The sequence below is a fragment of the Amycolatopsis sp. NPDC039088 genome (genome assembly GCF_055598845.1).
The window spans coordinates 109,255-135,446 of the sequence record NZ_JBVKAE010000015.1 but is presented as its reverse complement, the minus strand read 5'-3'; the positions used below and the strand labels follow the sequence as shown (position 1 = coordinate 135,446).

The 26,192-nt window shown below is 69.3% G+C and carries 32 protein-coding genes; 12 read left to right on the top strand and 20 right to left on the bottom strand.

The features are described 5' to 3' along the window. Nucleotides 1-73 precede the first annotated feature (73 nt). Together ACZ7KI_RS20870 and mscL are read left to right on the top strand one after the other, a co-directional pair. Complete coding sequence (locus ACZ7KI_RS20870; RefSeq protein WP_470274756.1) at nucleotides 74-715, top strand: SAF domain-containing protein; 642 nt, start codon at nucleotides 74-76, stop codon at nucleotides 713-715. An 86-nt stretch (nucleotides 716-801) separates the two neighbouring features. Beyond that, on the top strand, nucleotides 802-1,206 hold the full coding sequence (gene mscL, locus ACZ7KI_RS20865; protein WP_470274755.1) for a large-conductance mechanosensitive channel protein MscL: 405 nt from the start codon (nucleotides 802-804) through the stop codon (nucleotides 1,204-1,206). Nucleotides 1,207-1,212: 6 nt separating this feature from the next. Here the strand turns inward: mscL and ACZ7KI_RS20860 are convergent, their stop codons facing one another. Beyond that, nucleotides 1,213-1,398 carry a hypothetical protein gene (locus ACZ7KI_RS20860; RefSeq protein ID WP_465462611.1) on the bottom strand — a complete coding sequence of 62 codons (186 nt, stop codon included), beginning with the start codon at nucleotides 1,396-1,398 and terminating at the stop codon, nucleotides 1,213-1,215. Nucleotides 1,399-1,453: 55 nt separating this feature from the next. Here ACZ7KI_RS20860 and ACZ7KI_RS20855 point away from each other — a divergent pair, with 55 nt between their 5' ends. Beyond that, the gene (locus ACZ7KI_RS20855) at nucleotides 1,454-1,732 is read left to right on the top strand and encodes an Rv0909 family putative TA system antitoxin (RefSeq protein ID WP_470274754.1); all 279 of its coding nucleotides are present in this window, start codon (nucleotides 1,454-1,456) and stop codon (nucleotides 1,730-1,732) included. Nucleotides 1,733-1,837: 105 nt separating this feature from the next. Here the strand turns inward: ACZ7KI_RS20855 and ACZ7KI_RS20850 are convergent, their stop codons facing one another. Then, entirely contained in the window at nucleotides 1,838-2,338 is a 501-nt protein-coding gene (locus ACZ7KI_RS20850) for a MogA/MoaB family molybdenum cofactor biosynthesis protein (protein WP_005155592.1), read from the bottom strand. A 128-nt stretch (nucleotides 2,339-2,466) separates the two neighbouring features. Between ACZ7KI_RS20850 and ACZ7KI_RS20845 the strand changes: the two genes are divergently transcribed. Both ACZ7KI_RS20845 and ACZ7KI_RS20840 read left to right on the top strand, forming a co-directional pair. Next, nucleotides 2,467-3,528, top strand: coding sequence for an NAD-dependent epimerase/dehydratase family protein (locus ACZ7KI_RS20845; protein ID WP_470274753.1), 1,062 nt, complete (start codon nucleotides 2,467-2,469; stop codon nucleotides 3,526-3,528). Nucleotides 3,529-3,596: 68 nt separating this feature from the next. Continuing rightward, nucleotides 3,597-4,400, top strand: a complete 804-nt coding sequence (locus ACZ7KI_RS20840) for an MBL fold metallo-hydrolase (protein ID WP_470274752.1) — start codon at nucleotides 3,597-3,599, stop codon at nucleotides 4,398-4,400. A 454-nt stretch (nucleotides 4,401-4,854) separates the two neighbouring features. Here ACZ7KI_RS20840 and ACZ7KI_RS20835 read toward each other — a convergent pair whose 3' ends face one another. The 9 genes from ACZ7KI_RS20835 to ACZ7KI_RS20795 all read right to left on the bottom strand — a co-directional run bounded on the left by ACZ7KI_RS20835 (nucleotide 4,855) and on the right by ACZ7KI_RS20795 (nucleotide 12,990). After that, a complete protein-coding gene (locus ACZ7KI_RS20835) occupies nucleotides 4,855-6,045 on the bottom strand; it encodes a serine hydrolase domain-containing protein (protein WP_470274751.1) in 1,191 nt (396 codons plus the stop codon). Nucleotides 6,046-6,099: 54 nt separating this feature from the next. Then, nucleotides 6,100-7,149, bottom strand: coding sequence for a sensor histidine kinase (locus ACZ7KI_RS20830; protein ID WP_470274750.1), 1,050 nt, complete (start codon nucleotides 7,147-7,149; stop codon nucleotides 6,100-6,102). After that, nucleotides 7,146-7,844 carry a response regulator transcription factor gene (locus ACZ7KI_RS20825; RefSeq protein ID WP_470274749.1) on the bottom strand — a complete coding sequence of 233 codons (699 nt, stop codon included), beginning with the start codon at nucleotides 7,842-7,844 and terminating at the stop codon, nucleotides 7,146-7,148. The genes ACZ7KI_RS20830 and ACZ7KI_RS20825 overlap by 4 nt, the downstream gene beginning before the upstream one ends. A gap of 56 nt (nucleotides 7,845-7,900) precedes the next feature. Further along, on the bottom strand, nucleotides 7,901-9,253 hold the full coding sequence (locus tag ACZ7KI_RS20820) for a hypothetical protein (protein WP_470274816.1): 1,353 nt from the start codon (nucleotides 9,251-9,253) through the stop codon (nucleotides 7,901-7,903). A 64-nt stretch (nucleotides 9,254-9,317) separates the two neighbouring features. Beyond that, nucleotides 9,318-9,947, bottom strand: a complete 630-nt coding sequence (locus tag ACZ7KI_RS20815) for a cupredoxin domain-containing protein (protein WP_470274748.1) — start codon at nucleotides 9,945-9,947, stop codon at nucleotides 9,318-9,320. Continuing rightward, nucleotides 9,944-10,408 (bottom strand): hypothetical protein, encoded by a 465-nt coding sequence (locus ACZ7KI_RS20810; protein ID WP_470274747.1) that lies wholly within the window; start codon nucleotides 10,406-10,408, stop codon nucleotides 9,944-9,946. Before ACZ7KI_RS20810 ends, ACZ7KI_RS20815 begins: the two co-directional genes overlap by 4 nt. 93 nt (nucleotides 10,409-10,501) lie before the next feature. Then, nucleotides 10,502-11,473 (bottom strand): cupredoxin domain-containing protein, encoded by a 972-nt coding sequence (locus ACZ7KI_RS20805; protein WP_470274746.1) that lies wholly within the window; start codon nucleotides 11,471-11,473, stop codon nucleotides 10,502-10,504. Between the two features lie 26 nt (nucleotides 11,474-11,499). Next, nucleotides 11,500-12,402 (bottom strand): copper resistance D family protein, encoded by a 903-nt coding sequence (locus tag ACZ7KI_RS20800; protein WP_470274745.1) that lies wholly within the window; start codon nucleotides 12,400-12,402, stop codon nucleotides 11,500-11,502. A 3-nt stretch (nucleotides 12,403-12,405) separates the two neighbouring features. Beyond that, nucleotides 12,406-12,990, bottom strand: a complete 585-nt coding sequence (locus ACZ7KI_RS20795; protein WP_470274744.1) for a hypothetical protein — start codon at nucleotides 12,988-12,990, stop codon at nucleotides 12,406-12,408. 364 nt (nucleotides 12,991-13,354) lie between these two features. Here ACZ7KI_RS20795 and ACZ7KI_RS20790 point away from each other — a divergent pair, with 364 nt between their 5' ends. The 6 genes from ACZ7KI_RS20790 (at nucleotide 13,355) to ACZ7KI_RS20765 (ending at nucleotide 17,466) form a co-directional block, all read left to right on the top strand. Next, the gene (locus ACZ7KI_RS20790; protein ID WP_470274743.1) at nucleotides 13,355-13,909 is read left to right on the top strand and encodes a copper resistance CopC family protein; all 555 of its coding nucleotides are present in this window, start codon (nucleotides 13,355-13,357) and stop codon (nucleotides 13,907-13,909) included. Between the two features lie 144 nt (nucleotides 13,910-14,053). Beyond that, the gene (locus ACZ7KI_RS20785; protein WP_470274742.1) at nucleotides 14,054-14,710 is read left to right on the top strand and encodes a glycosyltransferase family 2 protein; all 657 of its coding nucleotides are present in this window, start codon (nucleotides 14,054-14,056) and stop codon (nucleotides 14,708-14,710) included. Further along, nucleotides 14,707-15,363, top strand: coding sequence for a TIGR04282 family arsenosugar biosynthesis glycosyltransferase (locus ACZ7KI_RS20780; RefSeq protein WP_470274741.1), 657 nt, complete (start codon nucleotides 14,707-14,709; stop codon nucleotides 15,361-15,363). The genes ACZ7KI_RS20785 and ACZ7KI_RS20780 overlap by 4 nt, the downstream gene beginning before the upstream one ends. Beyond that, a complete protein-coding gene (locus ACZ7KI_RS20775) occupies nucleotides 15,360-15,968 on the top strand; it encodes a methyltransferase domain-containing protein (protein ID WP_470274740.1) in 609 nt (202 codons plus the stop codon). The genes ACZ7KI_RS20780 and ACZ7KI_RS20775 overlap by 4 nt, the downstream gene beginning before the upstream one ends. Next, a complete protein-coding gene (locus tag ACZ7KI_RS20770; protein WP_470274739.1) occupies nucleotides 15,965-17,044 on the top strand; it encodes a molybdopterin-dependent oxidoreductase in 1,080 nt (359 codons plus the stop codon). Before ACZ7KI_RS20775 ends, ACZ7KI_RS20770 begins: the two co-directional genes overlap by 4 nt. Continuing rightward, complete coding sequence (locus ACZ7KI_RS20765; protein WP_470274738.1) at nucleotides 17,041-17,466, top strand: hypothetical protein; 426 nt, start codon at nucleotides 17,041-17,043, stop codon at nucleotides 17,464-17,466. Before ACZ7KI_RS20770 ends, ACZ7KI_RS20765 begins: the two co-directional genes overlap by 4 nt. Nucleotides 17,467-17,774: 308 nt before the next feature. Here ACZ7KI_RS20765 and ACZ7KI_RS20760 read toward each other — a convergent pair whose 3' ends face one another. From ACZ7KI_RS20760 to ACZ7KI_RS20750, 3 genes are all read right to left on the bottom strand, one after another. After that, a complete protein-coding gene (locus ACZ7KI_RS20760; RefSeq protein ID WP_470274737.1) occupies nucleotides 17,775-19,217 on the bottom strand; it encodes a S1C family serine protease in 1,443 nt (480 codons plus the stop codon). Nucleotides 19,218-19,289: 72 nt separating this feature from the next. Next, complete coding sequence (galT, locus tag ACZ7KI_RS20755; protein WP_470274736.1) at nucleotides 19,290-20,372, bottom strand: galactose-1-phosphate uridylyltransferase; 1,083 nt, start codon at nucleotides 20,370-20,372, stop codon at nucleotides 19,290-19,292. Then, nucleotides 20,369-21,169: a DeoR/GlpR family DNA-binding transcription regulator gene (locus ACZ7KI_RS20750; RefSeq protein WP_465502734.1), complete on the bottom strand. Its 801-nt coding sequence runs from the start codon at nucleotides 21,167-21,169 to the stop codon at nucleotides 20,369-20,371. Before ACZ7KI_RS20750 ends, galT begins: the two co-directional genes overlap by 4 nt. Nucleotides 21,170-21,252: 83 nt before the next feature. Here ACZ7KI_RS20750 and ACZ7KI_RS20745 point away from each other — a divergent pair, with 83 nt between their 5' ends. Then, nucleotides 21,253-21,636, top strand: coding sequence for a VOC family protein (locus tag ACZ7KI_RS20745; RefSeq protein ID WP_470274735.1), 384 nt, complete (start codon nucleotides 21,253-21,255; stop codon nucleotides 21,634-21,636). Here ACZ7KI_RS20745 and lspA read toward each other — a convergent pair. The 6 genes from lspA to ACZ7KI_RS20715 all read right to left on the bottom strand — a co-directional run bounded on the left by lspA (nucleotide 21,614) and on the right by ACZ7KI_RS20715 (nucleotide 26,076). Beyond that, nucleotides 21,614-22,132, bottom strand: a complete 519-nt coding sequence (gene lspA / locus ACZ7KI_RS20740) for a signal peptidase II (protein WP_470274734.1) — start codon at nucleotides 22,130-22,132, stop codon at nucleotides 21,614-21,616. The genes ACZ7KI_RS20745 and lspA overlap by 23 nt on opposite strands. Then, the gene (locus ACZ7KI_RS20735) at nucleotides 22,110-22,610 is read right to left on the bottom strand and encodes a carboxymuconolactone decarboxylase family protein (protein ID WP_470274733.1); all 501 of its coding nucleotides are present in this window, start codon (nucleotides 22,608-22,610) and stop codon (nucleotides 22,110-22,112) included. Before ACZ7KI_RS20735 ends, lspA begins: the two co-directional genes overlap by 23 nt. Next, nucleotides 22,610-24,034: a sensor histidine kinase gene (locus tag ACZ7KI_RS20730; protein WP_470274732.1), complete on the bottom strand. Its 1,425-nt coding sequence runs from the start codon at nucleotides 24,032-24,034 to the stop codon at nucleotides 22,610-22,612. The genes ACZ7KI_RS20735 and ACZ7KI_RS20730 overlap by 1 nt, the downstream gene beginning before the upstream one ends. Further along, nucleotides 24,031-24,723, bottom strand: a complete 693-nt coding sequence (locus ACZ7KI_RS20725; protein ID WP_470274731.1) for a response regulator transcription factor — start codon at nucleotides 24,721-24,723, stop codon at nucleotides 24,031-24,033. Before ACZ7KI_RS20725 ends, ACZ7KI_RS20730 begins: the two co-directional genes overlap by 4 nt. A gap of 85 nt (nucleotides 24,724-24,808) precedes the next feature. Continuing rightward, nucleotides 24,809-25,423, bottom strand: coding sequence for a trimeric intracellular cation channel family protein (locus ACZ7KI_RS20720; RefSeq protein ID WP_470274730.1), 615 nt, complete (start codon nucleotides 25,421-25,423; stop codon nucleotides 24,809-24,811). Beyond that, nucleotides 25,423-26,076, bottom strand: coding sequence for a response regulator (locus tag ACZ7KI_RS20715; protein WP_465464045.1), 654 nt, complete (start codon nucleotides 26,074-26,076; stop codon nucleotides 25,423-25,425). The genes ACZ7KI_RS20720 and ACZ7KI_RS20715 overlap by 1 nt, the downstream gene beginning before the upstream one ends. Nucleotides 26,077-26,192: the final 116 nt, after the last annotated feature.

The window sequence follows — 26,192 nt, the reverse complement described above, 5'->3', positions numbered from 1 at the left end:
GTTTTCGTTCTTTCCCCGGGCCAGGCACCGCCCCTAGCGTCGAGAGCATCACCGATCGACGAGGGGGAATCCCGTGTTCCACGATCTGCCCGTCCTGCGAAGACTCCACGGCAGGCCCGCGCGGCTGCTCCGCCGCTGGCTCGCCCTGTCCCTGCTGCTCAGCGGCCTGATCGCGCTCTTCCTGCCCGCCTCGGCCCGCGGCGCGCCCGGCACCCCGACGGTGGTCTCCGCCCGTGATCTGCCGTCCGGGACGTTGCTGCGCGCCGGAGACCTCAAAATCGTCCACGTCCCGGACGAGGTCCGTCCACAGGGCGCCACTGGCCAGGCCGCCTCGGTCGAGGGGCGGCTGCTCGTCGGGGCGGCCCGGGCGGGTGAGCCGCTGACCGACGTCCGCATACTGAGCGCGGCCATCCCCGGAACGGGTGATCCGGAAAGTTCGACCGTGCCGGTGAGGCTCGCCGACGCCGGGATAGCCGCCCTCTTACGGCCGGGTCAGCGGGTCGACGTCGTCGCGGCCGCCGAAGCGGACCGTGAGGCGTCTGTGCTGGCCAGCGCGGCCGTTGTGGCCGCCGTCGGCGAGCAGGAGACCACCGAAGCGAAGCACCCCCGAACGGGGAGCAAGGGACCTTTGGTGCTGCTCTCCCTGCCCACCGCCATCGCGACACGAGTGGCGGCGACTTCGCTGGAACGGCCCTTAACGGTTACCCTCCGCTAGCTCGCGCCTGCCCCGGCGGGCGCCTGCGTCCCCCCGGTACGGAAAAGGGACGGTCGGCAACCGTCCCAGGTGAAGAGGAGAGCGTCTTGCTCAAGGGTTTCAAGGACTTCCTGATGCGCGGGAACGTCGTCGATCTCGCGGTCGCGGTGGTCATCGGTGCCGCGTTCACGTCGATCGTCACCGCGTTCACGAACGGCCTGATCAAGCCGCTGATCAACACCATCGGCGGTTCGGACGCCGCCAAGGGGCTGGGCTTCAACATCCTCGGCGCGAACGACGCCACGTTCCTCGACTTCGGTGGCGTGATCAACGCGGCGATCAACTTCGTGCTCGTCGCCGCCGTCGTCTACTTCGTGATCGTGCTCCCGGTCAAGCACATCCAGGAGCGGCGCAAGCGTGGTGAAGAGGCGGGTCCGACGGAGCCGACCGACGTCGAACTGCTCACCGAGATCCGTGACCTCCTGCGCGCGCAGCAGAGCCGCGAGGGCTGATCCGGATCACCGGTCGTGATGAGGCGGCCGGTTCTCCAGGTACCACGAGTCGGAGTCCGGGGAGCGCTGACCCGGCTCCCGCTCGTCGGAGGTCGTGTCCGGCAGGACGTCGCCGAAGATCTCGTCGACCCGGCGCCGCTTCTGCGCGGAAGAGGCCGCCGAAGGGCGCTTGTCTTCGTCTTCACCTGGCATGACGTCCATTTTCGCACCGGTCGCGGGCCACGCCGACCGGTGGGACCATCAGCGCATGAGCATTGTCGACAAAGCGAAGGGGCTGGCCGCGCAGGCCATCCACAAAGCGGAAGAAGTCGCGGGCGAAGTCCGCGAAAAGGCAGGCCCGCTGGCCGAGAAGGCGGGCGACGCCGCGGCCAAGGGCGTCACGGTCGCGTCGGCCGGGGCCAACAAGGTCACCGGTGGCCGGTTCGAGGACAAGATCGGCAAGGTCACCGAAAAAGTGGAAGGGGTGCTGCACCAGGACAAAAAGGGCGAGCCCGGGACAGAGCCCGGACCCGCCGCCAAGAGTTAGAGCCTGTTGGCGAAGCTGCGACGTGCCTCACGAAAGGGACACGAGGCGTGAACCCGCCCCGGCCGAAGGCCCCGCTATCGCGGACGCGGGTTCGCCCACAGACAGTTAGGCCTCTTCGAGCCCGGAAAGCTCGTCGATCACGTACGGCACCAGCGACGAGAGCGTCGCCATGCCGTCGCGGACCGCCGCGCGCGAACCCGCGAGGTTGACCACCAGCGTGCTGCCTGAGACGCCGACGAGCCCGCGGGAGATACCCGCGTCCACCGCGCCGGCGGCGAGGCCGGACGCGCGCAGCGCCTCCCCGATGCCGGGGATCGGGCGGTCGAGCACCCCGGCCGTGGCGTCGGGCGTGCGGTCGCGCGGGGAGACCCCGGTGCCGCCGACGGTGATCACCAGGTCGGCGCCGCCGATCACCGCGGTGTTGAGCGCGTTGCGGATCGCGGCCGTCTCGGCCTCGACCACCACGACGCCGTCGACGATGAACCCCGCCTCTTCGAGCAGCTCCGTGACCAGCGGTCCCGTGTTGTCCTCGTGCTCGCCGTGGGCGACGCGATCGTCCACGATGACCACCAGTGCGCGGCCCAGCCGTTGTGCGCTCCGTTCCATACGCACACCGTATCCGGTTTCGGCTGATCTTCGCTCCCGCGGTGGCACGGGCCACGAGTTGTGACGATTCCCTGACGTGAGCGGCGGATCCGGGGCTGTCGGCGGAGATCGCCCTTAGCGTCGGAAGGGTGCGAACATTGGTAACCGGGGGGGCCGGGTTCATCGGCTCCCACATCGCGGATCTGCTGTCCGATCAGGGCCACGAGGTCGTCGTCCTCGACAACCTCCTGCGGACCGCGCACGGCTCGTCGCGTCCTCCCGGCTACACCGGACGTCACCGGTTCCTGCACGGCGACGTCACCGACGCGGGTCTGGTCGCCGGACTGCTGGACGGCGTCGAGGCGGTCTGCCATCAGGCCGCCGTCGTCGGGCACGGGATCGACCCGTCCGACGCGCCGTCGTACGCGCTGAACAACGACTACGGCACCGCTGTGCTGCTCGCCGCCATGCACGCCGCCGGGGTTCGGAAACTCGTGCTCGCGTCGTCGATGGTCGTCTACGGCGAAGGCCGCTACGCATGCGCTGAACACGGGATCGTGCCGCCCTCACCGCGGACGCGGTCCGATGTGGACGCCGGACGTTTCGAGCCAACCTGTGCCACCTGCGGTGCCGAACTCGGCTGGCGGCTGGTCCCCGAGGACGCGCCGCTTCAGCCGCGAAGCACTTACGCCGCCACGAAGCTCGCTCAGGAGCATCTCGCGGCGGCGTGGGCCCGTCAGACCGGCGGAACGGTCTGGGCGATGCGCTACCACAACGTCTACGGACCCCGGATGCCGCAGAACACCCCGTACGCCGGTGTCGCGTCGCTGTTCCGCTCGTCGCTGCTACGCGGCGAGGCGCCCACGGTGCTGGAGGACGGAAAGCAGCAACGCGACTTCGTCCACGTCCACGATGTCGCGAGGGCGAACGTCCTCGCGCTTCACACCGAAGGCCCCGAAGGGGAACTCACGCCACTGAACATCTGCTCCGGACAGCCGCACACCGTCGGCGAACTGGCCGAAGAGCTCGCGAAGGCCTGTGACGGTCCGGCGCCGGTGATCGCGGGTGGTGCGAGGCCCGCAGACGTCCGGCACGTGGTCGCCGACCCCGGCCGCGCGGAACGGCTCCTCGGATTCAAGGCGGAGACCGGTTTCGCCGAGGGCATCGCCGGTTTCGCCACCGCTGAACTGCGGGAACCGGCGGGTCTCTGAAACCGGGAACAGACCGGACTCCCGCGCGGTTGTCGTTCGCTGACAAGTGGACCGACCTTGGGGGTTTTGTGGGCATCACCATCGGCGACATCGAGATCGAGGCGCTGGGCGACGGGCTGATCAGGCTGCCGCTCGCCTTCTTCCCCGGTCTCGACCCGGACGCCCATCCGGAGGTGCTCGACGAAGACGGCACCGTCCACGTCCCCACCGGCGCGTACCTGATCCGCGGCAACGGTCGCACGATCCTTGTCGACACCGGCCTCGGTCCGCGTGAATTCGCGTTCCCCAAGGGGATGACGCCCGCCAAGGGTGACCCCACCCCGGCCATGGGCACCGGCGGCGACCTCGCGGCCGCACTGGACAAGGCGGGCTGTCCGGTGAGCGAGATCGACACCGTCTTCCTCACCCACCTGCACAACGACCACACCGGCTGGATCGCCCCCGAAGGCGAACTGACCTTCCCCGGCGCGCGGGTCGTCTTCGGCCAACTCGACTGGGAAGCCCTGATCGAGCCCGCCGGAACGGGCGAATGGGGCCGCGTCGGCATGGAGACCGCCCGCGGTGCGGGCCTGATCGAGGCTATCAGCGGCGACGACGTCCCGATCGCCCCCGGCATCGTGGCGCGGCACGCTCCCGGCCACACACCGGGCCACTACATCCTCGACATCACCGCGGACGACGAGCGCCTGCTGTTGCTCGGCGATGTCCTGCACACGCCCGCACAGCTGACGGACGCCAAGATCGGGTTCCTCAGCGACCTCGACCCGGACCTCGCGCTCCGCACCCGGCAGCGGCTCCTCGCCGAGGCCGAAGAGACCGGCGCGATCATCGCGCCTGCCCACTTCCCGGACATGGGGTTCCGCCGCCTCTGATCGCCAGGAAAGTCCGTGAAGGCCTCCTTCCCTACCTTGAAAAGTCAGGGCCCAGGCAAGGTCGAGGTAGGGCAGGCCTGATTCTGAAGGGCGGCGGGGCTTCAGTGTCCACAAGGGACACCGTCGCGCGATTGAGTGTCCAGTTAGTGCCGCTATGTACGTTTCCGCGCGAGGTCGTGAGTGATAATGAGGGTTAGAACAACCCAAACCACTCACGACCCCCTCGCATAACCGTGCAAGTCACCCAAACCGGGCACGTTTGTCTCGAAAAGTGTCCTTTATGGACCGTCAAAGGCCGGGTGAGGCCCCTTTGTGTGAGCCCGCGCCCGCCGGGCCCACCACGACACGTTCACCTTGCCCCGCTCTAGCGGTGGAACCGACCAGCAGTTATGCAACTTCGAAGGCCTCCTTCCCTACCCTGAAAGTAGGGAAGGAGGCCTTCACGGACGCACCCTCACTTGCCGCAGAGCACCTTGTCGGTGAGCATCTTGTCCGCGTTGAAGTACGCCTGTCCCAGGTCCGCCGCGGAGTCCCCGTAAGTCATGGACAGCTCGTAGGTCCTGCTGCCGTCGGGCGTGCTGGCCATCAGCGTCCCGTAGCCGTGGAAGCCGCCCATGCCCTTGAGGACGGTGCCGCAGCTCGCCTCCTGGACGTACAACCCGAGCCCGTAGCCGCCCTTCGGATGCGGTTTGCGCATCTCGGCCAGCAGCGGGGCGGGCAGGAGCTTTCCGCCGAGCAGCGCGGAGAAGAACGTGTGCAGGTCCTTGGTCGTCGAGATCAGTTCACCGGCGCTCGACGCCCACGACGGGTTCTGCTCGGTGATGTCGACCGTCTTCCACTGCCCGGCCTCCTCGTATCGGTAATAGCCGTGGGCGTGCGGCCCCGGGATCCCCGGCCACGTGCCCGGCACCACGGTGTCCCGCAGGCCGAGCGGCCGCAGGATCCGCCGCTGGAGTTCGTCACCGTAGGGGTTGCCAGTGATCTTCTTGATCAGCAGCCCGGCCAGCACGTAGTTGATGTTCGTGTAAGTCCAGTCCGTGCCAGGCGCGAACAGCGGCGGCTTGGACAGGCCGAACCGCACCAGCTCCTCCGGCTGGTAGGTGTGATATCGGTTGTCGAGGAATTCCTTGCCCTGCAAGGGGATTCCCGGCACGACCGTGCCGTCGGGCAGTACCGCGCCGGTGTAGTCGAACAACCCGCTGGTGTGCTGCAGCAGCATCCGCACGGTGATCCGCCGGTCGAGGTCGAATTCGGGCAGGTAGCCGGCCACCGGTGCGTCCAGGCCGAGCTTGCCCTCCCCGACCAGCTGCAGCACCACGGTGGCCACGAAGGTCTTGGTGTTGCTGCCGATCCGGAACCGCCCGTTCGTCGGCGGCTTCGCGGTCTCGCCCAGTTCGCGCACCCCGGCGCTGCCGGTCCAGTCACCCCGCTGATCGTGCACCCGGAGCTGCGCGCCGGCGAAACCGGAGCCGGCGATCTCCTGGACCATCGCCCGCAGGTCCGGCCGGTCCTTTCCGGCGGGTTCCGCGGCGGCCACCCCCGGCAAGGCCGCCCCGGCCAGCAAAGTCGCCGCCAACGCCGTGATCCCCGCTCGCCGGAGGACCCGGCTCTTGTCGTTCTCGGCCGTGTTCGCTGAAGTCGTCATGGCGGCAACATTCGCCGTCCGCGCTGACACGGCGGTGACACGGCACTGACACGGTCAGGGCGTCGAGAGGGGCAAGCGGACTTCGAAGCGGCAGCCGGGTCCGTGGTTGCGGACTCCGATCCGGCCGCGATGGGCCTCGACGAGCCCTTTCGCGATCGCCAGCCCGAGTCCGCCGCCACTCGCCAGCCCGCCGCGCTCGGGCGTCCGCGCCCGTGTCCCGCGGAACGCGACGTCGAAGACGCGCCCGATCTCGTCGTCGGGGATCCCTCCGCAACCGTCGTCGACGGCCAGCAACGCGTCGCTGCCGTCGATGCCGAGCTGGACCGCGACCGTCCCGTCCGGCGGGGTGTGCCGGACGGCGTTGGACACCAGGTTGCGCACGATCCGCGCCAGCTCCGGGTCGCTTCCGGAGACGACCGGCCAGGCGTCCGCCTGCTCGATCATCCGCACCCGTTTCTGCCCGGCGAGCGGCGCCTGCGCGGCGACGGCGTCGCTCACCACGTCACGCAGCGGCACGGCGGCCATGGTCAGTTCCAGCGCGCCGGCGGTGATCCGCGACAGCTCGAAGAGGTCGCCGACCATGCCCGAAAGCCGCGTCGTCTCCCCGCTGATCCGCCGGGCGTAGTCGGTGATCTCGCCGGAATCGGCGACGACGCCGTCCGCGACGGCCTCGGCCATCGCCTGGATGCCTGCCAGCGGGCTCCGCAGGTCGTGGCTGATCCACGCGACGAGTTCCCGCCGCGACGCCTCGGCCGCGCGCTCCCGTTCCCGCGCCTCCCGCTCCCACACACTGCGGCGCGCGATCACGCGGCCGAGTACGACCGCCGCCGGCACGGTCACCAGCGCGACCAGCAGGCAGACCAGGGTCATCGTGGTCAGCGCGGGGGTGAACATGAACCCGCTGACGCCGAGCACCGCGACCAGCGTCGCGAGCACCGGGATCAGCACGAGCACCGTCATCGTGCTGGCCAGCGAACCGCGTCTGAGCACGTACAAGGCCAGCCCGCCGAGCAGCACCACCGGCAGCGTGAACAGCAGCGCGAACGGCAGGATGTGCCAGGCGTGCGCCAGCATCTCGGCGAACGACTCGCCCGCGCCGATCATGGCCGCACCGGGTCGTACCGGTAGCCGACACCCCAGACGGTGGCGACCCGGACGGGTTTCGCCGGATCCTTCTCGATCTTCTCGCGTAACCGTCTCACGTGGACGGTCACGGTGGACTGATCGCCGAAGTCCCAGCCCCACACCTTTTCCAGCAGGTCGGCTCGGGAGAACGCCACCCCCGGATGGGCGAGGAAGAACGCGAGGAGGTCGAATTCCCGGCTGGTCAAGGGAAGTTCCACGCCACCGACACTCGCCTGCCGGGCGGTCATCTGCAGCGAAAGGTCACCGTCGGCGAGTTGGGTGGCCGCCGGAGCCGGGCGGGGCATCCTCGCCCGGCGCAGCACCGAGGCCACCCGCAGCGCGAGTTCCTTGGGGCTGAAGGGTTTCGTGACGTAGTCGTCGGCGCCGAGCTGAAGCCCGGCGATCCGGTTCTCCTCTTCGCCGAGCGCGGTCAGCATGACGATCGGGACCTGACTCATCTGCCGCAGGCGACGGCACACCTCGAGCCCGTTGAGGCCGGGCATCATCACGTCCAGCACCACCAGGTCCGGGGCGGTCTCGGCGAACAGCCGCAGCCCCTCGGTGCCGTCCCCGGCGACGTCGACGTCGAACCCCGCGACCTCCAGGTACCGCCGGACGACGTCCCGGACGGTCTCGTCGTCGTCGACCACGAGTACGCGGCCCTGTTCGGCCATCACATCCACCTCATCGTCTGTAGTGAACCATGCATCTCAGCTTCGCCAACAGGCGCTCACCAGCTCGTCAGCACCAAATGGTTCACCACCAGCGCCGTGGCCGCCTGCGCGGCGAGCCACCATCGCCGCCGGGGCGACGGCAGCAGCGCGACCGCGGGCAACAGCCACACCGCGAACGGTAGCCAGATGCGCTCGACCTCCGCCTTCGACAGTCCGGACAGGTCGGCGAACACGATCGTCAGCACCGCGGCCGTCACGATCAGCGTGACCGGATCGCGGAACGACCGTTTCGGCCCGGCGAGGAACTCCGCGCCCGCCCGCCGCGTCCCGGCGATCACGGCCGGGCCGATCCCGATCAGCACCACGGCGATATCCGCCCACACCCAGTAGGAGTACGGGCGCAGCGTGGCGATCCCCTGGTAATAGCGCTCGACCACGAGGTGATAGCCGTCGAGCCACCAGAACCCGGTCAGCGCGAACGCCACGACGACCGCGGCCACCCCGAGCGCGGCGAGGAGCAGGATCCGCCACTGGCGGGTCAGCGCGACGACGGCCAGCGCGATCAACCCCAGCAGCACGAGCCCGTAGGAAAGGAAAAGCCCGAACCCGAGCAGCAACCCGGCCGGAAGCGCGAGGATCCGCCGCCTGGCCGCCAGCGCCAGCAGCGCGATCCCGGTGGCCGTCACCCCGGCGAAGAGCCCGTCCGCCGAGACGCCGATCCAGATCGCGCCGGGCGTCAGCACGGCGAACGGGAGCACCGTCCGCGCCGCGTCCTGCCTGCCCAGCGCGGAAAGCGTCACCGGGACGGCGACGACGACCAGGCAGCCGACCAGCACGACGAACGTCGAAGCCCAGGCGCCGCCGTGCAGCCCGAGCCGGTCGAGCCAGACGAAGACCAGCGTCGCGCCCGGCGGATGACCGGAGACATGCGTCGTCCACGAGTTCGGCCGGAAATCCAGGATGCGCGAGGAGAACTCGTTCAGCATCCGCGGGATGTCGGTGATCCCGGGTACCTCGTGCAGATACTCGTGTTCCGTGGCGAGCCTGCCGGTGAACCCCCTGGCCCAGCCGTCGATCATGGCCAGCGAGAACGTCCACGTCAGCGCGGCCGCGTAACCGAGCGCGAGCAGCGGACGCCAGCGCAGCCGGGCGGCGAGCAAGGGACCTTTGGTGACGACCACGAGCGCGAGCACGACGGCGGCGACCGTCCCGGGGCCGACGTGCGGCAACCACAGCCCGAACAGCGGCGGCGCGAAGGCGTAGATCACCACGCCGGAACCGGGACGGTTGTAGTGGAGGCCGACGGCGATCGCGGCACCGACGACGAGCATCGCCAGGCCGACGGCGATCAGATCGGCCCGGCGTCCCGTGCGGGCGGGGGCGGTGACAGTGGACATCACCGGCACCATAACCACGTTTTCGACGTTCGAAGGCCGGGAAGCCCGGTCCGTCAGAACTCGGTAAGACTCGCGCTCACCCCGCCGGTCGCGACCCCACGAGCAGCAGGCACAGTACCGCCACCGCCGTGACGATCCCGGCGATCAGCAGCATCGGGTCGAGCGAGGGTGCCGTGGCCGCCGCCTGCTGGGTCACGGGAGGAGCGGGGGTGGCGGGCTCGGTCGCGGGAGCCGCCGGGGCCGGGGACGCGCTGCTCGACGGCGGCGCACTCGCCGTCGGACTGGCCGACGCCGACGCCGGGGCAGTGGTCGGCCGCGCCGTGGTCTGTTTCGGCGGGACGGGGGCCGGCTGCTTCGTGGGTGTCTCCGCGGCCAGCACGGTGACCGACGCGCGCATGTCCGGATGCACCGAGCAGTAGTAGGAATACGTGCCCGGCTTGGTGAAGGTGTAGCTCCAGCTCTGCCCGGACGAAAGCTGCGGGCTGCGGAACGCGACCGGGGCGCTCGTCGTGACGACGTCGTGGGGTGCCTGATCGTGCTGCATCCAGGTGACGGTGTCCCCGACCCGTACGGTCAGCGACGCCGGACCGTAGGCGTAGTCCTGCATCATCACCTGCTGCGTAGCCGCCTTCGACGGCGGTGCGAGATAGATCGCTTGCAGGATCAGGAAGATCGCCGCACACGCGAGACCGGTGACGCGCTTCATCGGACGAACTCGATGGCGATCTCGACGTGGACCCGGCGGGCGAACCACGGCGCCCGCCGTGGCCGGGGCAGAATTCCCTTGGCCCATAAGACTATCCGTTCTTCGTCGACATAACGCAGATCTCCGTCGAGCACGAGCCCTCTTCCCCCGATCCGCCCTTCGATCACTACCTGCCTTTCGTCGATGACGAGTTCGTCGGAGGTGAAGGTGAGTACGCGGGTCGTGCAGCGCTTGAGAATCAAGCGTCGCAACGGCCACGGATAGGTGCGTAGCGAAGGGACGTCGAGTTCGACGAAGAGCGCCGGGTCCTCCGAGACGTCCAGATATCCCGCCGTCGCGGCGAACCTGCCACGCGCCAAGGGGAAGCGCAGGAATCTGATCGACGGCTCGATCACGCATCGATCCGGACGCAGCCGGTGCCCGGATCGGACCGGAGCGGGCAGGAGTTCGGTGTCGGACATCGCTCGTCTCCGTGGGAGTGGAACGTGGATACTGGCGGAGGGCCCGGCCGGCCGCTTACCGGCCGGGCCCTCCGATTCAGCGACAGGCCTTGCTCAGCAGCTGGCCTGGTTCAGCAACGGGGTGAGCACGGTTTCGAGCCACACCGTATGCGTCTTGATGTACTGGTCGAGGTTCAGCAGATCGGTGACCTGCTGGCCGAGCGACGTTTCCAGATGCGCGGATTTGATGTGCGCGATGATCGGCGCGAGCGTGTCGGCGACGACCTTGTCGGCCGAACCGTCCAGCACCGGGGCGAGGACGGATTCCAGCCACACCGTATGCGTCTTGATGTACTGGTCGAGGTTGAGGATGTCCTGCACCTGCTGACCGGGTGAGGTCTCCAGATGCGCGGCCTTGACGTGGTCGATGATCGGCTGGAGCACTCCCTTGGGCACGCAGGATCCCCCGCCGGGGGTGGTCGGCGGCATCGAATGCGACGACGTCGGCGGCTTGCTGCTGGTCGAAGTCGGCGGGGCGCTCGTCGGTGCCGGTGATGAGGTCGGCGGGGTGCCGGAGCCCTCCACCTTGACCGACGCCTTCATGTCCGGATGCACCGAGCAGTAGTAGGAGTAGTCGCCCGCCTTGGTGAAGGTGTGGCTGAAGGTCTGCCCCTGCTGCAACGTCGGCGACGTGAACTTCTCCGGGCCGTCGGTGATGACGACGTTGTGCGGCGCGGTGTCGTGGTTGGTCCACGTCACCGTGTCGCCGACGGCGACGGAAAGGCTCGCGGGACTGAACTTGTAGCCCATCATCTCGACGCTCTTGGCCGAGGCCGCCGCGGGCGCCGCCTGCTCCTGGGAAAGTCCCTGGTAGAGCGGAACCGCCAGCGGACCCTGCTTCGACAACGCGGCCAGATCGACATTGGCGGTCTGGGCGGTGTCCGCCTGCTGCCCGCCCCGCAGGGTGGCGAGGCTGAACAGCGCGACACCCAGGGCGAGGATCGCCACCGCCACCGGCCAGGTCCGCCGATGCGACACCGACGGCGGCGACTCGGCGGCGGGGTTCTTGGGCTCTGGGTTGTCCATGAAGGACACTCCTTTCGGTAGGGCGGTCACCGGCCGGGGCTGGCCGTGACGAGGAGGCTCGCCGCGAGGAGCACCACGATGACGAGCGCGGTCTCGGCGGCGACGGAATAGACGAAGGGACGGACGGTGGCGGCGTCGCCGCGCAGGACGACGGCGAAGTCGAGGCGCCGGGCGACCCAGCTTTTGCTGCCTTGCGCGATGACGAGGACGACGGCGAGGACGATCAGCTTGACCACCAGCGTGCGCCCGTAGTCCGTTGTGGACAGTCGGGTCCAGCTGCCGACCGTCTGCCACGCCAGCACGATGCCCGCCGCGATCACCGCGAGCACCGACACCAGCGCCAGCCGGGAATAGCGGGGCACGACGGCGGCGAGCTCGCCGGGATCACGCCGGGACAGCACCCCGAACAACAGGACGGCCAGTCCGCCGATCCACGCGCAGATCCCGGCCAGGTGCACGAGATCCGCGATCTGGGTGAGCAACGGCCGGGTGCTTTCGACCGCGTGCCCGGTCAATCCGGTCGTACGCAGCAGCCCCAGTGTCACCACTCCCGCGCCGACCCGCCACGCCGTCGAACGCGCCGCGGTCCTTCCGCGTTGCAGCAGATCCGCGAGAACGACGCCCGCCAGCAGCCACAGCAACGCCTTCGCGAACCAGACGCGGCCGAACTGCGTGTCCAGCACCTGCCCGAGCAGATCCCAGTCGAAGAGATCGGCGGCCGGGCGTTGCGCCGACCACGCGCCCTGCAAGCCGAGACCCGCGACAGTGCCGGCGAAACCGAGCAGCCATCCGACGCCGATGACGATGCGCGCCCGGCTCCGCCCGGCTCCATCCGGCCAGAGGAACGCGAGAAAGAACAGTCCGCCCGTGAACAGGGTCATGCCGAAGTAGTCGACGCAGCGGGCGAGTACATACCAGGTCTTGACCATGACTCACCGGACCGGCGCGGGCACGGGGACCGTCTCGAGGACGACCGCGCCGTCAGGTGCGCGGCAGTATCCGAGCAGGGTCGCGCCGAGCCCGTCCGCCCCCGTCACCCCGAGGCCACCGGTGACCCCGCCGAGCAAGGGGAGCGCGGCGACCGTGTCCAGAACCTGTTGCGACACACCAGGTTGGCAGGCGGGCAGCTCGGTACCGGGCGGCGGCGGAGTGGGCGGCGGCGTCACCGACGGCGGATCCGGATGCGGATGCGGGGGAACGGGTTCCGGGACGGGCACCGGGGGCGGGACCTCGATGCCGCCGGGCGGCGCGGGTGGGGCCATCGGGGCGGGGATGTCGGTGACCGGAACCGCGGGTGCGGGCAGGGAAGGGATCGGCGCGGGAGGCGGCGGTTCACCGCCGGGCAGCGGAGTGGCGGCCGACGGCGGAGGCTGGGTGAGCACGGGTGGGTTCTCCGCCATCGCCGTCCCGGGTTTCAGGCCGAGACCCGAGGCGTACCCGACCACGATCACGACGGCGCCGGTGAGGCTCGCCGCGATCAGCTGGTCACGGCGCGGGGCGATTCCTCGCAAGGCCACGAAGGCGTCCTCCCATACGGAAAACGAGAATTGAGCGGGAAAAAGGGAACGGGCTCGATGGGCCAGAAGAAAACCAGGTGTCGCGTTACCAGGCATGATCGTCACATGAAGCCCAGGTAAAGGAACCGGGCCGCTTGCCGCCGGACGGCTGTGAGTTCTGCGGCCGAATGGCCGCCTGGCGCGGCCATTCGAGTGAACGCCACGGGTACCGTGCCCGTTTTCGGCTGCCGCCACGCGAACACCGGTGAGTTTTCGTTAACACGGTTGTAGCGCGAACCCCCACCACCGCAACGCTCCCGACCATTCCGTCCCCGACCATGGGCTCCCATTCCCCGGTCGTCCGACGCAATTGTGAGGGTCACCCATGTCGCTTTCCCGGCCATCGGCTCGAAACCGGCTGCGCGGCGCCTTCATGGCCGCACTCGTGCTGTTCACGTCGCTGTCCGTCGTCCAGCCCGCCATGGCGCACAGCGTGCTCGTTTCGAGCGACCCGGCGAAGGACTCCTCGATCGCTTCCGCGCCCGCCGCCGTCACCTTGGTGTTCAACGAGCCGCTCGACCGCGGCTTCACCGAACTGGCCGTACTCGGTCCGGACGGCTCGTCGCACTGGGAAGGCGGCGCGCCCGTGGTCACCGGAGAGAAGTTGTCCGCGCCTCTGCGGGCACTGGGCGCCGCCGGCGTCTACACGGTGAAGTACCGGGTGGTGTCCGCGGACGGCCATCCGGTGTCGGGTTCGGTTCCGTTCACGCTCACCACGGCGGGTTCCGGAAAGGCGGCGGCCGATCCGGTGATGCGGACCGAAACCGCGGTCGCCCGTCCGGCGGTGGACGACTCGATGCCGGTGTGGCCGTGGATCGCCGCGGCCGCGCTGGTCGCGATCGCCGGGGTGTTCGTGGCCCGGCTGATCGCGAAGCCGTGAAAACCGGCACCATAGCGGTGTTCACGGGGGACGGCGTAATGGAGAAGCGAACTGTCAGAACACGGTAAGAATTTCGCCGATGTCATGATTCGGTAAGCACGGCAAGGGTTTTCGGCCGTCCATCCCGGACTTACCGTGCTGTTCGTGAACGATGACGAAGTTGACGTCGTGCTTCCCTGTCTCGACGAGGCCGGTGCGCTCCCAGGGGTATTGGCGGCCCTGCCCGATGGCTACCGGGCGATCGTGGTCGACAACGGTTCCAGCGACGGCTCCGCCGAAGTGGCGGCCAGGCTCGGGGCGAAGGTCGTCCACGAGCCCCGGCGCGGCTACGGCGCCGCGGTGCACACGGGGCTGGAGGCGGCGACCGCGGACGTCGTCTGCTTCGCCGACGCCGACGGCTCTCTCGACCTCGCCGAGCTGCCGACGCTGGTGGACGGCCTCGTCGAAGCCGATCTGTCGGTCGGACGGCGAGTGCCGACCGGCTCCGGCGTCTGGCCATGGCACGCGCGGGCAGGCAACGCGGTGGTCTCGTCCTTGTTGCGGCTCAAGGGTCTTCCCGTCCATGACATCGCGCCGCTGCGGGCCGTCCGGCGGCAAGCGCTCCTCGACCTCGGCGTCACCGACCGTGCCTTCGGCTACCCGCTCGAACTGCTGATCAAGGCCCGGCGGGCGGGCTGGTGGGTCGTCGAGTTCGACGTCTCCTACGGCGAACGCGCCAAGGGCACGAAGTCGAAGGTCTCCGGTTCGCTGCGCGGAACGCTGCGCGCCGCACGGGATTTCGGGCGGGTGCTGAGCCGATGACCTTCTGCCTGTTGATCGTCGCCAAGGCGCCCGTACCCGGTTTCGCGAAGACACGGCTCTGCCCGCCCGCGACGCCGGAACAGGCCGCCGGGATCGCGGCCGCCTCCTTGCTCGACACCCTCGACGCCGCGCTGCTGACACCCGAAGCGCGCGTAGTCGTCGCGCTGACCGGCGACCTCGGCGACGCCGCGCGCGGCGAGGAGATCGCTGCGGTCCTGGAAAAGACGGACGTACTTCCTCAGCGTGGCAACGGGTTCGACGTCCGTCTCGCCAACGCCCACGCCGACGTCGCCGCCCTCCATCCCGGCCGGCCGGTGCTGCAGATCGGCATGGACACCCCGCAGGTCACGCCGGATGCACTGGCCGCGGCCGCGGAAACGCTGACCACCCGGGATTCCGTTCTCGGGCTCGCGGAGGACGGTGGCTGGTGGGCGCTCGGTCTGGCCGATCCCCTGCACGCCAAGGTACTCGCCGGGGTCCCGATGTCCCGGCACGACACCGGACAGGAGACCCTGCGGGCGCTGACCGACGTCGGCCTGTGCCCCGGCATCCTGCCCACACTGTCCGATGTGGACACCATCGCGGACGCGCGCCGGGTGGCGGCGGCGAATCCGCACGGCCGGTTCGCCCGAGCGGTCGTCGAAGTCCGGTGACCGCCTTCGACACCGGTCTGCTGGGACAGCGCTGCTGGCTGGAACTGGCGACCGGAGAACGTGTCGAGCTGCCGGTGGACCGCTGGACGGCCGTGCCCGGCGACGGGGACGACGTTCTCCTCGACGCCTGCTCCGGCCCGACCCTCGACATCGGCTGCGGCCCCGGCAGGCTCACCGCCGCGCTGACCGAACGCGGCATCGCCTCACTCGGCGTCGACATCTCGGCCACTGCCGTACGGCTCACCCACGCCCGGGGTGCCGTCGCGCTCCGCCGCGACGTCTTCGACCGCGTCCCCGGCGAAGGACGGTGGAGGCATGTCCTGCTCGCCGACGGGAACATCGGCATCGGCGGCGATCCGCTGCGTCTGCTGTCGCGGACGGCCGAGCTGGTTGCCGACGGCGGGACGGTGCTCGTCGAACTCGACCCACCCGGCCGCGGCGTCCGCCAGGACCGGGTCCGCCTGCGTCCCGACGACGGCGCCTGGTTCACCTGGGCGTGGGTCGGCGTCGAAGCCATCGCCGAACTCGCCGCCCGTACCGCGTTCCGCGTCGCCTGGGCCACCCGCCGCGACCACCGCTGGTTCGCCTGCCTGGAGAAATCATGAGGTTCCGGTCCGTCGCGCATTCGGAACGGGTGACGTCCCGGATCGGGCTCGCCCTCGCCGTCACGTTCACTCTGTGCTTCGTCACCGGCCTCGTCAGCCATCTCATCCAGCATCCGCCGTCGTGGTTCGGCTGGCCGAGCCGCCCGGTCTGGCTGTACCGGGTCACGCAGGGTACCCACGTGCTGTCCGGGATCGCGTCGATTCCCTTGCTGCTGGCCAAACTGTGGAGCGTCTTCCCGAAACTGTTCGAGCGCCCGGTGATCCGCGGCCTGCCGCACGCCTTGGAACGCCTCTCGATCCTGGTGCTGTCCGCGGCCGCGTTCTTCGAACTCGTCACCGGCCTGTTCAACGTCGCGCAGAACTACCCGTGGACGTTCTACTTCCCGCAGCTGCATTACGCCGTCGCGTGGGTGGCGATCGGCTCGATCCTGGTACACGTCGCGGTGAAACTGCCGGTGGTCCGCCGCGCGCTCACCACCGAGCCCGAACCCTCACGACGGGCCTTTCTCCGTACGACATGGCTGACCGCGGGCGTCGCCGTCGTCGCGACAGCGGGCGCGACGATTCCGTTGCTGCGCACCGTTTCCGGACTGTCTTGGCGCAATGACAAGGGACCGCGGGGCTTGCCGGTGAACCGGACGGCCGCGGCTGCCGGTGTCCTCGACGCCGCCCGAGATCCGAACTGGCGCCTGTCGGTGGTGACCCCGAACGGCACGAAAACCTATTCTCTGGACCAGCTCCGCGCCCTGCCCCAGACGTCGGCCGACCTGCCGATCGCCTGTGTCGAGGGCTGGAGCCAGTCCGCGCGCTGGAGCGGTGTCTCGGTGCGAGAGTTGCTGCGAAACGCCGGAAGCTCCCCGGGAACGCCGGTCCGCGTGTTCTCGCTGGAGAAAGCCGGGATCTACGGAATCAGCGAACTGCCCGGCGCGCACACCGAGGACGAACTCACCCTGCTGGCCTTGGAACTCAACGGCGAGATCCTCGACGCCGACCACGGCTTCCCGTGCCGGATCATCGCCCCGAACCGGCCGGGCGTCCTGCAGACCAAATGGGTCACCCGCTTGGAGACGCTGTGAAAACGCTGCGGCTGCTGCTGCTCCTGCCCGGCCTTGGCGCACTCGCCTGGGGCGCGGTGCTGTTCGCCGAATACGCGTTCCCTTTACGGCCGGACGTCTTCGGGACATTCGGCTGGCTTGTCGGCGGCCCGCTGGTGCACGACCTGCTGGTCGCGCCTCTGGTCGGCGCCGCCGGGCTCGCGCTGAGCAGATTCCTGCCGGAGCGCTGGGGGACCCCGGTGAAGACGGGCGCGGTACTCACCGGCGTGCTTACGCTGCTCGCGATTCCGTTGCTGTGGCGACCTTTCGGCGGCGCCGCCAATCCCGGCCTGCACGATGCCGACACCGTCACCGGGCTGCTGGTTACCCTGGGCGTCGTCTGGCTCGGTGTGCTCGTGGCCGGGTTGGTCGTGAGTCGCGATTCGGGCTCTCTTGAGGGGTAAGGCAAACGTGTCGTGTTTCGGGCGAGACGGCAGCTGGGTGACGCGACACCGCACTCGCGTGCTCAGACCCGGATCTCGCGTTACCGAAGTACATCCGACGGTAGCGAAAGCCTCCTTCCCTACCTTGAAAGTAGGGAAGGAGGCCTTCACGGACACACCACCTTGGGGTTACCTCCCCCGCGATAAAAAGGGGCCACGCGTGACCGGGATTGGCAGCCGGTCACACGTGGCCTCTGGTTCCGGCCCGCTGGGGGTCCGAGCCGGGGTTTGGTCTCGGCCGCGCACTGCGGCCGAGCGTTGGGGGAAATCTAGTTCGGGGTGACCGGCTGGCCGCCGAGGGTCACCTCGACCACCTTGTCACCGCTGAGCGTGAACTTGACCTTGTCGTTCGGCGCCCGCGTGCGGATCGCGGCGACGAGCGCGTCCGCGTTGGGGATCGGCCGGTCGTCCAGCTTCGTCACGACGTCGCCGGATTTGAGGCCCGCCTTCTCCGCGGGGCTGCCCGGCGAGATCTCACCGAGCTGCGCTCCGCCTGTCGGCACCGTCTGCACCCGCGCGCCGATGAAGGTCTGCGTCGCCTGGCCGGTGTTGATGATGTCGTCGGCCGTGCGGCGCGCCTGGTCGATCGGGATGGCGAAGCCGATGCCGACGTTGCCGCCGCTCTCGCCGCCTTGGCTCTGCGCGGACTTCGGGCTGTAGATCGCCGAGTTGATCCCGATGACCTGGCCGGACATGTTCGCGAGCGGGCCGCCGGAGTTGCCGGGGTTGATCGCCGCGTCGGTCTGCACCGCCGACATCACCGTGGTCTGGTCACCGTTGCCACCGGCGCTCACCGGCCGGTTCAGCGCGCTGACGATGCCCGAAGTGACCGTGCCCGCCAGTTCGAACGGCGAACCGATGGCGACCACCGGCTGCCCGACCCGCAGGTCGTCGGACCGGCCGAGCTCCACCGGGGTCAGGCCGCTGACGCCGCTGACCTTCACCACGGCGATGTCGGTCGTGGGGTCGCGGCCGACGATGGTCGCCGTGCCCTTCTTGCCGTCCTGGAACACCGCCTGGATCTGCCCGCCAGCCGCGGCGACCTCGACGACGTGGTTGTTGGTCAGCACGTAGCCGTCGGTGCTGAGCACGAAGCCGGAGCCCTCGCCCGCACCGGACCGGCCGGAAACCTGCAGCTCGACCACGCTCGGCGACAGTTTCTGCGCCACCGACTCGACCGATCCCGCCGGCACGTTGCCCGTCTGCTGGGCGGGCTTCGGCGCGTCGAGCGCGTTCACGGAGTTGCCGCCGGAGGCGTCACCGGTCAGGTAGCCGACGGTGCCGCCCGCGACGCCGCCCACGACGAGGGCGATCGCCGCGACACCGGCGAGCAGCTTGCCCGAAGTGGACTTCGAAGCCTGCCGCTGCTGCGGGACCGCGTAGACCGACGGACCCGGCTGGGCGTGCTGCCCATAGGGCGCCTGCTGCCCCGGGAGCTGATGTCCCTGGGTGAAGGTGCCCTGCGCCTGGTGCTCGGAGGTCGCCGCCTGCTGCGTCTGGGTCTGCTGTGCCTGGGGCGACCACGGGTTGTACTGCTGTTCCGTGGGGTAGGCCTGTCCACCTTGGGGAGCGGCATGGCCGCCGAGGCCGGTCGCGTCAGGCTGCGAAGGAGCGGGCTGAGCCGCCCAGCTCGCGCTCTGTTCCGCGTCCGGCTGAGCGCCGGCGGGCCGCGCCTGCTCGGCGTTCTGGCCGCTGGGATCGTTCTCGGTCATGTCTCTACCTTGCGGGATGGTCCTGAGAGGTTCCTGAGCCAAAGCTGTGCGTCGCTCATGAGTATGGCCTCATCAGTGGGTGGCGCGCAGCCTCTCGGCGATCTGCTCGGGGGTGGCGTCGTTGATCCACACGGCCATCCCGGACTCCGAACCGGCCAGATACTTCAGCTTGTCCTTCGACCTCAGCACCGAGAACACCTCCAGGTGCAGCCAGCCGAGTCCGCGATCGCGTTTGGCGGGCGCCTGGTTCCAGGCCGCGATGTAGGGCAGCGGCCGGTCGTAGAGCCCGTCGCAGCGGCGAAGGACTTCGAGGTAGACGTCGGCGAACTCGTCACGCTCCGCGTCCGACAGCGCGGGGATGTCGGGCACCTGGCGATGCGGCACGATCTGGACCTGCACCGGCCAGCGGGCGGCGGGCGGCACGAACGCGGTCCAGTGCTTCCCCGCGACCACGACCCGGATGCCGGATTCGCGCTCGGCGGCCAGCACGTCGCCCATCACGGGACGGCCGTGCTCGGCCTCGTACGCGCGGGCGACCTCCAGCATCCGCTCGGTCTTCGGCGTGACGAACGGGTAGCCGTAGATCTGGCCGTGCGGATGGTGCAGTGTCACGCCGATCTCTTCACCGCGGTTCTCGAACGGGAAGACCTGTTCGATTCCGTCCATCGCGGACAGTTCGGCGGTGCGGTCGGCCCAGGTGTCGACGACCGCGCGGACCTGTTTGGCCGTCAGCCCGGCGAAAGAACCGTCGTGATCGCTGGTGAAGCAGACGACCTCGCAGCGGCCGACCCCCGGCGCGACGGGCACCAGCCCGGCACCATCCACTGTGGACGAATCACCGATGACGTTGCGGGCGAAGGAGGGAAAGCGGTTCTCGAACACCGCGACGTCGTAGTCCGGCTCCGGGATCTCGCTGGGCTTCCCGGGTTTCGTGGGGCACAACGGGCACAGGTCGGCCGGCGGTTTGTAGATCCGCGTCTGCCGGTGCGCGGCCATCGCCACCCACTCGCCGGTCAGCGGATCGCGCCGGATCTCCGACGCCGCCGCGACCTGCGGCAGATCACGGGTGTCCTCGGCGGTGCGCTCCGGCGCGCCGGGAGAGTCGAAATAGATGATTTCCCGGCCGTCGGCCAGGTGCCTTACCGTGCGTTTCACGCTTCTTCAGCCTCAGCCGTCTCCGCCGTTTCGGCGATCATCAGCTCACCTGCCTGTTCGGTGAGCGTTTCCCTTGCCTTGTCGGACAAACCGTCGTCCGAGACGACGACGTCGGCCTCTTCGAGCCCGGCGATGGTGGAGATCCCGACGATGCCCCATTTGGTGTGGTCGGCGAGCACGACCAGCTTGCGGCCCGCTTCGACCAAGGCGCGGTCGGTCTCGGATTCAGTGAGGTTCGGGGTGGTGAAACCCGGGCCGTCGGCCATCCCGTGCACCCCGAGGAAGACGACGTCCAGGTGCAGCGAGCGCAGGCTTTGCACCGCGACCGGCCCGACCAGCGCGTCCGACGGGGTGCGGACTCCGCCGGTGAGGACCACCGTGCGCTCCGGCTGGCTCTCGCCGCGCAGTACGTCGGCGACCTGGATGGAGTTCGTGACGATCGTCAGTCCCGGGATCCCGTCGAGCGCCCTGGCCAGCGTCCAGGTGGTGGTGCCGGCGGAGATGCCGATCGCGGTGCCCGGCCGGACCAGCCCGGCCGCGACGGCGGCGATCGCTTCCTTCTGCACGCGCTGACGGACGGATTTGGCCTCGAAACCGGGCTCGTCGGTGCTTTTGCCGACAATGGAGGTGGCGCCGCCGTATACCTTTTCGACCAGACCACGGCCGGCGAGCACGTCGAGGTCGCGGCGCACCGTCATGTCGGAGACGCCGAGCCTCGTGACGAGGTCGCTGACCCGGACCGCCCCGGTCCGGCGCGCCTCTTCGAGGATCACCGCCTGTCGTTGCCGCGCGAGCACGAACCCTCCCTGGATCAACTACACAAAATCCTACACGAATAAACATCGCGCGACGAGCCGAGTTGACCTGCCAGCATGGAGCCATGGCCGCGCTTCGCGACGTCGTCTTCGACTGCCACCATCCGGCTTCGCTGGCCCGCTTCTGGGCGGCGGTGCTCGACGGCTACGAAGTCGCACTCTATGACGAAGAAGAGCTTGAACGGCTCCGCTCACTGGGATTCTCCGGCTCGGAAGAGGATCCTTCGGTGCTCGTCGAAGCCCCGACGGGACCGCGTTTGTTCTTCAACCAGGTTCCGGAAGGGAAGGTCGCCAAGAACCGTGTGCACCTTGATTTGACCGGCGACGACGTCGAACGGCTCGTCGCGCTGGGCGCGAAGGTGCTCGCACACCCCGAGGACGGACTCGTCGTTCTCGCCGATCCCGAAGGAAACGAGTTCTGTCTGGTTACTCCGACGCCTTCTGCTTGACGCCGTCGATCGGCACGTCGCGGAAGCTGAGCACGAACAGCGAAACCGCGCCGAAGAACAGCGCGATGTCCGCGACGTTCCCGACGAACCAGCCGTTGTAGTCGATGAAGTCGACGACGTGACCGCGTGCGAACCCAGGCTCACGGAACAGCCGGTCTCCCAGATGCGTCGTCGCGCCGCCGAGCAGCAGCCCGAGTGAGATCGCCCAGCCCGCCGAGCGGACCTTGCGCGAAATCCACAGCAGCGCGATCACCGCGGCGGCGGCCAGGATCGCGAAGACCCAGGTGGAATCGGCGCCCAGCGAGAACGCCGCGCCCGGGTTGTAGAGCAGCCGGAAGCGGATGAAGTCGCCGATCACCGGGATCGGCGCACGGTCGGTGAGGGCGTCGACGGCCCACCACTTGGTCAGCTGGTCGGCCGCCAGCAGCACCGCGGCCACCAGCAGTGTCCAAAGCAGACGGCGGGGCGCCGGCTCAGGCGCGTTCTCGGTGCTCATCACTCGTCAGAGTACGGGCGGCGCCCAACGCGTTGAGCGCGGCGGGGAAACCCACGTAGACGGCGAGATGCAGGATCGCCTCGACGGCCGCCCCGAGCTCCCCCGCGTCCCGTGCTTCCCGGAGGACGTCGGCCAGCTCCGGCGCCACCCCGCCCTTCGCCGTGTACACCGCGATCCGCTTGAGCCGCCTGGTCGTTTCGTCACCGGAGTCAAGGTCACCACCGACGTTCACCACGGCGGTCCGGTGGAACTCGAGTTGCGCCTCCGCGTACCCCAAGGCTTCCAGCGCCGCGACCGTCACCAGCTGCCGCTGCGCGAGCGAAAGCCCCGCACGCTGGTAGACACCGCCGTAGACGAAAGCGACGGCCTCCGCGCCGAAGTCCGTCGCACCGACGCTTTCGAACAGCTCCAGCACGGCAGGATCCTCGACGCCGCCGAGAAGGCGCAGCAGTTCCAGTCCCTTGTCGTAATCACCCATCAGGCAGGGGCTCCCGGGAGTCGCAGGGTCATCAGCGCACCGCCCGCGGGAGCGCGTCCCGCGTAGACGTCGCCGCCGTGCCGCTGCGCGGCGTGCTGCACGATGGCGAGGCCGAGCCCCGAACCGGGCAGCGTCCGCGCCTCGGACGAGCGGTAGAAGCGGTCGAACACCTTCGGCAGGTCCTCGTCGGCGATCCCCGGCCCGGAGTCCTCGACCTCGAGCACCGCGGTGCCGTCGCCGACCGGGTACAGCCGGACCCCGACCGTCGAGCCCTCCGGCGAGAACTTGACCGCGTTGTCCAGCAGGTTCAGCACCGCGCGTTCCAGCGCGCTGGTGTCGCCGGTCAGTACCCACGGCTGCAGCGAAACGTCGAATTCGATCTCGCCGGCGCGGCGGCGCGCCCGGTCGAGCGCGCGCTCGACGACGTCGACCATCTCGACCCGCTCGTGCTCGATCCGCGGCTCGTCCTGGCGTGCGAGTTCGACGAGGTCGCCGATCAGCTGGGTCAGCTCGTCGAGCTGGCCGCGGATGTCGGCCTCGATGTCACTGCGGTCCTCATCGGACAGCGTGCGCGCCCCCGGCCTGCTCGCGGACAACAGGAGTTCCAGGTTCGTGCGAAGCGACGTCAGCGGGGTCCGGAGCTCGTGGCCGGCGTCGGCGACGAGCTGCCGTTGCCGTTCCTGCGATTCGGCGACCGTGCCGAGCATCGTGTTGAAACTCTGGGTGAGGCGGGCGAGTTCGTCGTCGCCGCTGACCGGGATCGGCCGCAGGTCACCCGTGGTGGCGACGCGTTCCGCCGCCGACGTCAGCCGGTCGACCGGCCGCAGGCCCGCTCTCGCGACGGCTGTCCCCGCCGCCGCGGCGACCAGGATCCCGGCGCCGCCGATCAGGAACAGGACGACGGAGAGTTCGTTCAGGGTGCGCTTGGTCGGGCCGAGCGACTGGGCGAGCACCATCGCCTGCCCGGCGCCCTGCGGGAGGGCGACGACCCGGCTGTCGGTCCTCGGGTCGGTGCGCAGCGAGAACGGCGAGGTCCCCGAAGCGACCGCGATCTCGTCGGCGCCGTAGGGCGGGCGGCTTCCGGACTGCGGATAGGTCAGCCGGATCTTCTCCCCGACCGTCAGCTGGCCGATCTGCAGGTCCGCGCTGGCCAGGAAGGCGCCGGGCACCTGCTGCAACTCGGTCTGCACCTGCGGCGAGTCGACGGCGGCCTGCGCGCGGGCGAGCAGGTTGTCGTCGACCTGCTGGTAGAGGTTTTCCTTCACGACGAGATACGCGCCCAGTGACACCAAGGCCACCGCGCCCGCCACCGAAGCGGCCGCGAGCAGCGTCACCCGGCCGCGGAGCGAGAAGCGCCGCGTGCCCCAGCGGTCGCCGCGCGGATCCTTTTCGGACCCGTCGGCGACCTGGGCCGGGTCTGTCACGGCGGGGTTTCCCTCAGCACGTAGCCCACTCCCCTGACCGTGTGGATCAGCCTCGGTTCGTTCCCAGCCTCGGTCTTTCGGCGCAAATAGCCGACGTAGACCTCCAGCGCGTTGCCCGACGTCGGGAAGTCGTATCCCCATACTTCCTCCAGGATCCGGCTGCGAGTCAGGACGTGTTTCGGATAGGAGAGGAACAGCTCCAGCAGCGCGAATTCGGTCCTCGTGAGACTGATCTCCCGGCCGGCCCGGCGCACCTCACGCGTCCCGGGGTCCAGGGTGAGGTCCGCGAACGACAGCAGCTCGGCGTTCTGCGCCGCCTGCGGATCCGGGATCGCCCGGCGCAGCAGCGCGCGAAGGCGAGCGAGAAGCTCTTCGAGCGCGAAGGGCTTCGGCAGGTAGTCGTCGGCGCCGGCGTCGAGACCGGAGACCCGGTCGGAGACGGTGTCCCGCGCCGTCAGCACGAGAATCGGCAGGTCGTCACCGGTGCTGCGAAGGCGTCGAGCGACCTCCAGGCCGTCGAGCCGCGGCATCATCACGTCGAGGACCATCGCGTCGGGTCTGTTGGCGATGATCGCTTCCAGGGCCTGCGCGCCGTCCCCGGCCAGTTCGACCTGGTACCCGTTGAACTCAAGGGATCGCCTGAGTGATTCACGGACGGCCCTGTCGTCGTCCACTACGAGGATGCGCATGACCACAGTCTTACGCAGCGTGCTGAGACTCGCCTAAGAACACACACAGAACAAACAAAGGAAATCCGGCAGTCCGCAAGACGTTTCAGCCGGTCTCGGGCCCTTTTGCAACAGGTGCGTTCCATCTACGCCACAAAGCGAGCATCCGAACCCCCACGACGGCCGCGGCTGCTACGGCCGTGACCGGCCCCGGCGACAGTCGCAGAGCGTGACCGATCACGACCAGCACGGCCCCCGCGAGCGCCGCGACCGCGTAGATCTCCTTCCGCAGCACGAGCGGGATTTCGCGCAGCAGAAGATCACGCACCGCGCCGCCACCGATACCCGTCGTCATCCCGATCAAGCACGCCGCGTAGGGAGTAGCCCCCGCGTTCAACGCGATCGTGGTACCCGCCGTCGCGAACACCCCGAGCCCGAGCGCGTCAGCGAGGAGCACACCACGCCGCAGCTTCGCGATCTGCGGATGGAAGACGAACACGACCAGCGCCGTCCCACCACAGACCGCGAGGTACGGCCAGGTCCGCAGGGTCGTCGGCGGCGTGATCCCGAGGAGGACGTCACGGATGATCCCGCCGCCGAGGGCCGTCGTGAGCCCCACGACGACCACTCCGAAGACGTCCAACCTGGACCGCACCGCCGCGAGCGCACCCGAAGCCGCGAACGCGATCAAGCCGAGGAACTCGAGCGCGGTGAGGATCATTACTGGTCGAGCAGGCCACCGCGATAGGCCAGCAGCGCGGCCTGCACCCGGTTCGCCGCGCCGATCTTGGACAGGACGGCCGAGACGTAACCCTTGACCGTGGCCTCGGACAGGTGAAGCCGCCCGCCGATCTCCGCGTTCGACAACCCCTGCCCGATCAGCCCCACGACCTCACGCTCCCGATCGGACAACGACGCGAGCAGCTTGCGCGCCGGCTGCGCGGCCCGCTGCTCGTCCCGATGCGTCTGGACCATGCGCGCCGCGACCCCCGGATCGAGCACCGCACCCCCACGCGCCAGGTCACGGACCGCCCGCAGCAACGCGGCGGGATCGATGTCCTTCAGCAGGAAGCCGTTGGCCCCGAGCCGGAGGGCGAGACTGACGTAGTCGTCGATGTCGAACGTGGTCAACATGGCCACGGTCGGCGGATCCGGCAACGCGAGGATGGCCCTGAGCGCGCGGATACCGTCGTCAGGCGACCGCATCTTGATGTCGAGCAGGGCGACGTCAGGGTGGTACCGCCGGGCGACCTCGACCGCTGATCTCCCGTCACTCGCCTCGCCCACGATCTCGATGTCGGCAGCGCCCGACATCATGGCACGCAGGCCCGAACGGACCAGTTCCTCGTCGTCGGCGAACATGAGCTTGATCAACTAAGCCCTCCGGCAGCCGGGGGAGCGTGGGTACCGCGTCCCGTTAACGAAGATTACCTACTGTTGTTCAGGGTTTCGAAACCAGACACGTACGAGTGACCCTCGCGGGTCATCTG